Origin of the sequence: Halomonas sp. BC2 (assembly GCF_002078115.1) — a bacterium.
Taxonomy (GTDB): domain Bacteria; phylum Pseudomonadota; class Gammaproteobacteria; order Pseudomonadales; family Halomonadaceae; genus Vreelandella; species Vreelandella stevensii.
The window spans coordinates 1-4,822 of record NZ_LFGT01000017.1; the positions used below are offsets into that span (position 1 = coordinate 1).

At 59.3% G+C, this 4,822-nt stretch carries 7 protein-coding genes; all 7 read left to right on the forward strand.

The window, feature by feature from the left end; all coding sequences use genetic code 11:
- Nucleotides 1-127: 127 nt before the first annotated feature.
- On the forward strand, nucleotides 128-673 hold the full coding sequence (locus B7L71_RS11605; RefSeq protein ID WP_039182221.1) for an adenine phosphoribosyltransferase: 546 nt from the start codon (nucleotides 128-130) through the stop codon (nucleotides 671-673).
- Between the two features lie 6 nt (nucleotides 674-679).
- Nucleotides 680-1,159, forward strand: a complete 480-nt coding sequence (gene gpt, locus B7L71_RS11610) for a xanthine phosphoribosyltransferase (RefSeq protein ID WP_016914007.1) — start codon at nucleotides 680-682, stop codon at nucleotides 1,157-1,159.
- 1 nt (nucleotide 1,160) lies between these two features.
- Complete coding sequence (gene ung / locus B7L71_RS11615; protein WP_081138098.1) at nucleotides 1,161-1,844, forward strand: uracil-DNA glycosylase; 684 nt, start codon at nucleotides 1,161-1,163, stop codon at nucleotides 1,842-1,844.
- A 98-nt stretch (nucleotides 1,845-1,942) separates the two neighbouring features.
- Nucleotides 1,943-2,572: a uracil phosphoribosyltransferase gene (upp, locus tag B7L71_RS11620; RefSeq protein WP_016914005.1), complete on the forward strand. Its 630-nt coding sequence runs from the start codon at nucleotides 1,943-1,945 to the stop codon at nucleotides 2,570-2,572.
- A gap of 90 nt (nucleotides 2,573-2,662) precedes the next feature.
- Nucleotides 2,663-3,892 carry a uracil-xanthine permease family protein gene (locus B7L71_RS11625; protein WP_081138100.1) on the forward strand — a complete coding sequence of 410 codons (1,230 nt, stop codon included), beginning with the start codon at nucleotides 2,663-2,665 and terminating at the stop codon, nucleotides 3,890-3,892.
- 23 nt (nucleotides 3,893-3,915) lie between these two features.
- Nucleotides 3,916-4,476, forward strand: coding sequence for a molybdopterin-guanine dinucleotide biosynthesis protein B (gene mobB, locus B7L71_RS11630; protein ID WP_081138102.1), 561 nt, complete (start codon nucleotides 3,916-3,918; stop codon nucleotides 4,474-4,476).
- A gap of 4 nt (nucleotides 4,477-4,480) precedes the next feature.
- Nucleotides 4,481-4,822: cyclic pyranopterin monophosphate synthase MoaC (moaC, locus tag B7L71_RS11635; RefSeq protein WP_081138104.1), on the forward strand; the 342-nt coding region annotated here is incomplete at its 3' end.

Genomic DNA, 4,822 nt, shown 5'->3' on the forward strand with positions numbered 1-4,822 from the left:
ATCAAGACTCTGTCCGGCCGGTTTAGTGATCTGAACCCGGCAGTGGTGGTGCTGGCGCTGCTGTTTGCAGCAAAATTCCTGTTCCTGGGCTAACTGCCCGCATTTTGACTAATCAATGAGAGACGCGATGAGCATCTACGGCGATTACATTAAGTCCGTTATTCGCACGGTTCCTGACTGGCCTGAGCAAGGAGTGAACTTCCGTGACATCACTCCGCTGCTGCAAAACAGCGCTGCCTTTCGCAAGCTGATCGATAGCTTCGTGCACCGCTACCAGGAGATGAACCTGGATGCCATCGCGGCGATTGACGCTCGTGGCTTCATTATTGGCGCCCCGTTGGCCTATGAGCTGGGCTGCAGCTTCGTGCCGGTGCGCAAGAAGGGCAAGCTGCCGTTCAAGACGATCAGCGAGACCTATACGCTGGAATATGGTCATTCGGAAGTCGAGCTGCACGCCGACGCTTTTCAGCAGAATGACCGTATTTTGTTGATGGATGATCTGATTGCCACCGGCGGTACCATGCTGGCAGCGGCCAACCTCATTCAGCGCTGCGGCGGCCAGGTCGTCGAGACAGCAACGATCATCGACCTGCCTGAACTGGGTGGCTCTACCAAAATTCGCGATGCGGGCTACAGCGTATTCGCGGTCTGTTCCTTTAATGAAGACGAGTAACGCCCCATGAGCAGCGAACGCTACCACCAACACTTCACCGTCTCCTGGGATCAGATTCATCGTGACGTTCGTCAGCTGTGCCATTTGCTGATCGAGCGTGACTTCAAGGGGATCGTGGCGATTACCCGAGGCGGATTGATTCCTGCGGCGCTGATTGCCCGTGAACTCAACATCCGCCTGATCGACACGATCTGCATCAAGAGCTACGACCACATGAACCAGGGTGGCCTGGACATCATGAAGGGCGTCGACCACGACGGCGAAGGCTGGCTGCTGGTGGATGATCTGGTCGACACCGGCAAGACGGCGCGTGCGGTGCGTGAAATGCTTCCCAAGGCGCATTTCGTGACCATCTACGCCAAGCCCGAAGGTCGGCCGCTGGTGGATCAGTACCTGACCGAAGTGGCACAGCAGTGCTGGATTCAGTTCCCCTGGGATATGGGCATTGCCTATGTCGAGCCTCTCGCCGACCAGATGAAGAAGTAACATGCCGACTCCGCTACCCAATGACTGGCAACAGTGGCTGGGGCAAGAGTTCGAGGCCGACTACATGTCGGCCTTGAAAGCTTTTCTGGCTCAGGAAAAAGCGGCCAGAAAGGTCATCTATCCTCATTCGTCCCACTGGTTTCGTGCGTTTGAGCTGACCCCGCTGGCGTCGGTCAAGGTGGTCATTCTCGGCCAGGACCCGTACCACGGCCCCAACCAGGCGCATGGCCTGTGTTTCTCGGTGCAGCCGGGCGTGCCGGTGCCGCCGTCGCTGGTCAACATCTATAAAGAGTTGGCAGCGGACGTAGGCTTTACGCCGGTGCGCCATGGCTTCCTGGAGCCCTGGGCCAAACAGGGCGTGTTGTTGCTGAACACTGCACTGACCGTGGAGCAGGGCAATGCGGCGTCGCATCGCGGCAAGGGCTGGGAGGTGTTCACCGACCGGGCCATCGAAACCGTCAGCCAGTACGGCGAGCCCTGTGTATTTCTGCTCTGGGGCAGCCATGCCCGCCAGAAGAAAGCGCTGATCGATACCCAGCGCCATTTGGTACTGGAGTCGCCGCACCCTTCGCCGCTCTCGGCGCATCGGGGGTTCTTTGGGAATCACCACTTTTCCAAGGCAAATCAGTTCCTCCAGCAGCAGGGGCGCACGCCGATTACGTGGCAATTGCCGGAAACCCCTTAACCTGATGGTCAGTTGCGGGTAGAATGGCGCGCAATTTTGAGCGCGTGTTCAATGCGATCAAGGCCGCCATCCCGAATCCCCTGCAGTGAGGTAGTCCCATGAGTGTTTACGCCATTAATCATCCGCTTGTTCAGCATAAACTGGGACTCATGCGTGAAGTCGACCTGAGCACGAAAAGTTTTCGTGAGCTGGCAGGTGAAGTGGCCAAGCTGTTGACCTACGAAGCGACCAAGGGCCTGGAGCTCGAAGATCACGAGATCCAGGGATGGAACGGTGAACCCATCGCCACACAGCGTCTCAAGGGTAAAAAAGTCACCATCGTGCCCATTCTGCGAGCGGGCCTGGGCATGCTGGAAGGCGTGACCGACCTCATTCCCAGTGCCCGGGTGAGCGTTGTAGGCCTTTACCGTGACGAGGAAACGCTGCAGCCGGTGCCGTACTTTGCCAAGTTTGCCAACGATATCGAAGAGCGCATGGCGATCGTCATCGACCCCATGCTGGCAACCGGTGGTTCCATGGTGGCGACACTGGACATGCTGCGTGAGCGCGGCTGTGAACACATGAAAGTGATCGTGCTGGTGGCTGCCCCTGAAGGGATCAAACGGGTGCAGGATGCGTATCCTGATGTAGAAATCTACACCGCGTCGGTAGATGACCGACTCGATGAGAATGGCTACATCGTCCCCGGCCTGGGAGATGCCGGCGACAAGATTTTCGGAACGCGTTAAGCGCTCCGCGACATAAAGCCCCTTACGCGCCGCGTTGGGGGCATTCTTTTTGCCTCCGTTATTATCGATAGACCTTCCTGGAGTAGTGCAATGACAACCAATACTGCACAAGAGTCGTGGCCTAAACTACTGCTGACCGGCGGACAAATGCTGTTCGTCGCATTTGGTGCCTTGGTGCTGGTGCCGCTGCTGACGGGCCTGGACCCCAGCGTGGCCCTATTTACCGCTGGGGTGGGCACCCTCGTCTTTCATGGCATTACGCGCCAGACGGTACCAGTCTTTTTGGCTTCCTCCTTTGCCTTCATTGCGCCTATTCAGGGGTCGATTGCCAGCTTTGGAGTCTCTGCCACCATGGGCGGGCTGATGGCCGCCGGGTTGGTATACGTGGCCATTTCACAGGCCGTACGGCTGAAAGGCACGGCCTGGCTGCACCGCCTGTTGCCACCGGTGGTGGTGGGGCCGGTCATCATGGTGATTGGTCTTGCCCTGGCGCCGGTGGCGGTTAGCATGGCCACCGGTGAGACCAGTGACAACATTGGCTACGGTGCGGCGATCTTTCTCTCCATGGCCAGCCTGATGGTGACGCTGGTGCTGGCCGTGTTCGGGCGTGGCCTGCTGCGGCTGGTGCCCATCATGGGCGGCATTGCAGTGGGCTACCTACTGGCCCTGCTGATGGGAGTGGTCGACTTTACCCCGGTCAGGGAAGCGGCCTGGCTGTCGGTGCCCAACTTTACGGCTCCCAGCTTTCACTGGGCCGCAATTCTGTTCATGATTCCGGTGGCCATCGCGCCTGCCGTCGAGCATATCGGCGACATGGTGGCGATTGGTTCGGTGACTCGTAAGAACTACCTGGAAAAACCCGGCCTGCATCGCACGCTGCTGGGTGACGGCCTGGCCACCACCACGGCGGCGCTGTTCGGTGGTCCGCCCAATACCACTTATTCCGAAGTGACCGGCGCGGTGACACTGACCAAGGCGTTCAATCCGAAATACATGGTGATTGCCGCCGTGCTGGCCATCGTGCTGGCATTCGTCGGCAAGCTGGGTGCCTTGCTGCAAACCATTCCCGGTCCGGTGATGGGCGGCATCATGACTCTGCTGTTTGGCTCGATTGCCGTGGTGGGCATGAATACCCTGGTGCGCGCAGGGCAGTCGCTGACGGCGGCGCGTAATCTGGTGGTGGTGTCGCTGATTCTGGTCTTTGGTATTGGCGGTATGCAGTTCGGGGGTGGTCAGTTCACCCTGCAGGGGGTAAGTTTGGCGGCCCTGGTGGGCATTGCGTTAAACTGGCTGTTGCCTGCAGAGAAAGAGGGCGAATAGTCGCTCAGTTGACGAGGTATGCCATGAGTGAACCACTGCGCTGTGCATTTCCGGTACTGGGTGTTGCCGCCTGGAGCGGGACGGGAAAGACCACGCTACTCGAACAGCTGCTGCCCCGGCTGCGGGCGCTTGGCCTCTCGGTGGCGGTGATCAAGCATGCCCATCATCAGTTCGAGGTGGACCAGCCTGGCAAGGATAGTTACCAGTTGCGCAAGGCCGGAGCGGCCCCGATGCTGGTGGCATCGAGTCGCCGTCTGGCACTGATGATGGATATGCCGACAGAGGAAGAGCCGGATCTGGCGTATCTGCTTTCGCTCATGGCACCGCATGCACCTGACCTGGTCATCGTCGAAGGCTTCAAAGCCTGGCCCATCGCCAAGCTGGTGCTCTACCGAGAGGGCATTGGTGATGCGCACATCCTCGATGACCCGCATGGGGTGGCCGTTGCGCTGAGTGGCGCGGTGCCTGTGCCTCTGCGTGAGGATGTGATGCGGCTGAACCTCGACGACATTGATGGTATTGCCCGCTGGGTGTTCGACTGGGCTGCCGAGCAGCGCCACTCTCTGATTGCTAGCAAAAGGTGACACGATGCAGTTAACCCACCTCAATGCCCAAGGCGAAGCCAACATGGTCGATGTTGGCGACAAGGCTGAGACACGCCGAGAGGCCGTTGCCTCTGGACGAATCGTGATGAGCGCTCAGACGCTTCAGCTGCTGACGGACGGTGCCTTGCCCAAGGGTGATGTGCTGGCCACGGCGCGCATCGCCGGTATTCAAGCGGCCAAGCGCACCCACGAGCTGATACCGCTGTGCCACGCCTTGGCGCTTTCCAAGGTGTCGGTGGACTTCGAGATCGACCACGACAACGGTTGGGTCAACGTTACGGCGCTGTGTCGCCTGAATGGCCGGACGGGGGTAGAGATGGAGGCC

Excerpts from the sequence above, each read along its gene's own strand:
- B7L71_RS11605 (WP_039182221.1), top strand. The coding sequence starts at position 128 with ATGAGCATCTACGGCGATTACATTAAGTCCGTTATTCGCACGGTTCCT.
- gpt (WP_016914007.1), top strand. The coding sequence starts at position 680 with ATGAGCAGCGAACGCTACCACCAACACTTCACCGTCTCCTGGGATCAG.
- ung (WP_081138098.1), top strand. The coding sequence starts at position 1,161 with ATGCCGACTCCGCTACCCAATGACTGGCAACAGTGGCTGGGGCAAGAG.
- upp (WP_016914005.1), top strand. The coding sequence starts at position 1,943 with ATGAGTGTTTACGCCATTAATCATCCGCTTGTTCAGCATAAACTGGGA.
- B7L71_RS11625 (WP_081138100.1), top strand. The coding sequence starts at position 2,663 with ATGACAACCAATACTGCACAAGAGTCGTGGCCTAAACTACTGCTGACC.
- mobB (WP_081138102.1), top strand. The coding sequence starts at position 3,916 with ATGAGTGAACCACTGCGCTGTGCATTTCCGGTACTGGGTGTTGCCGCC.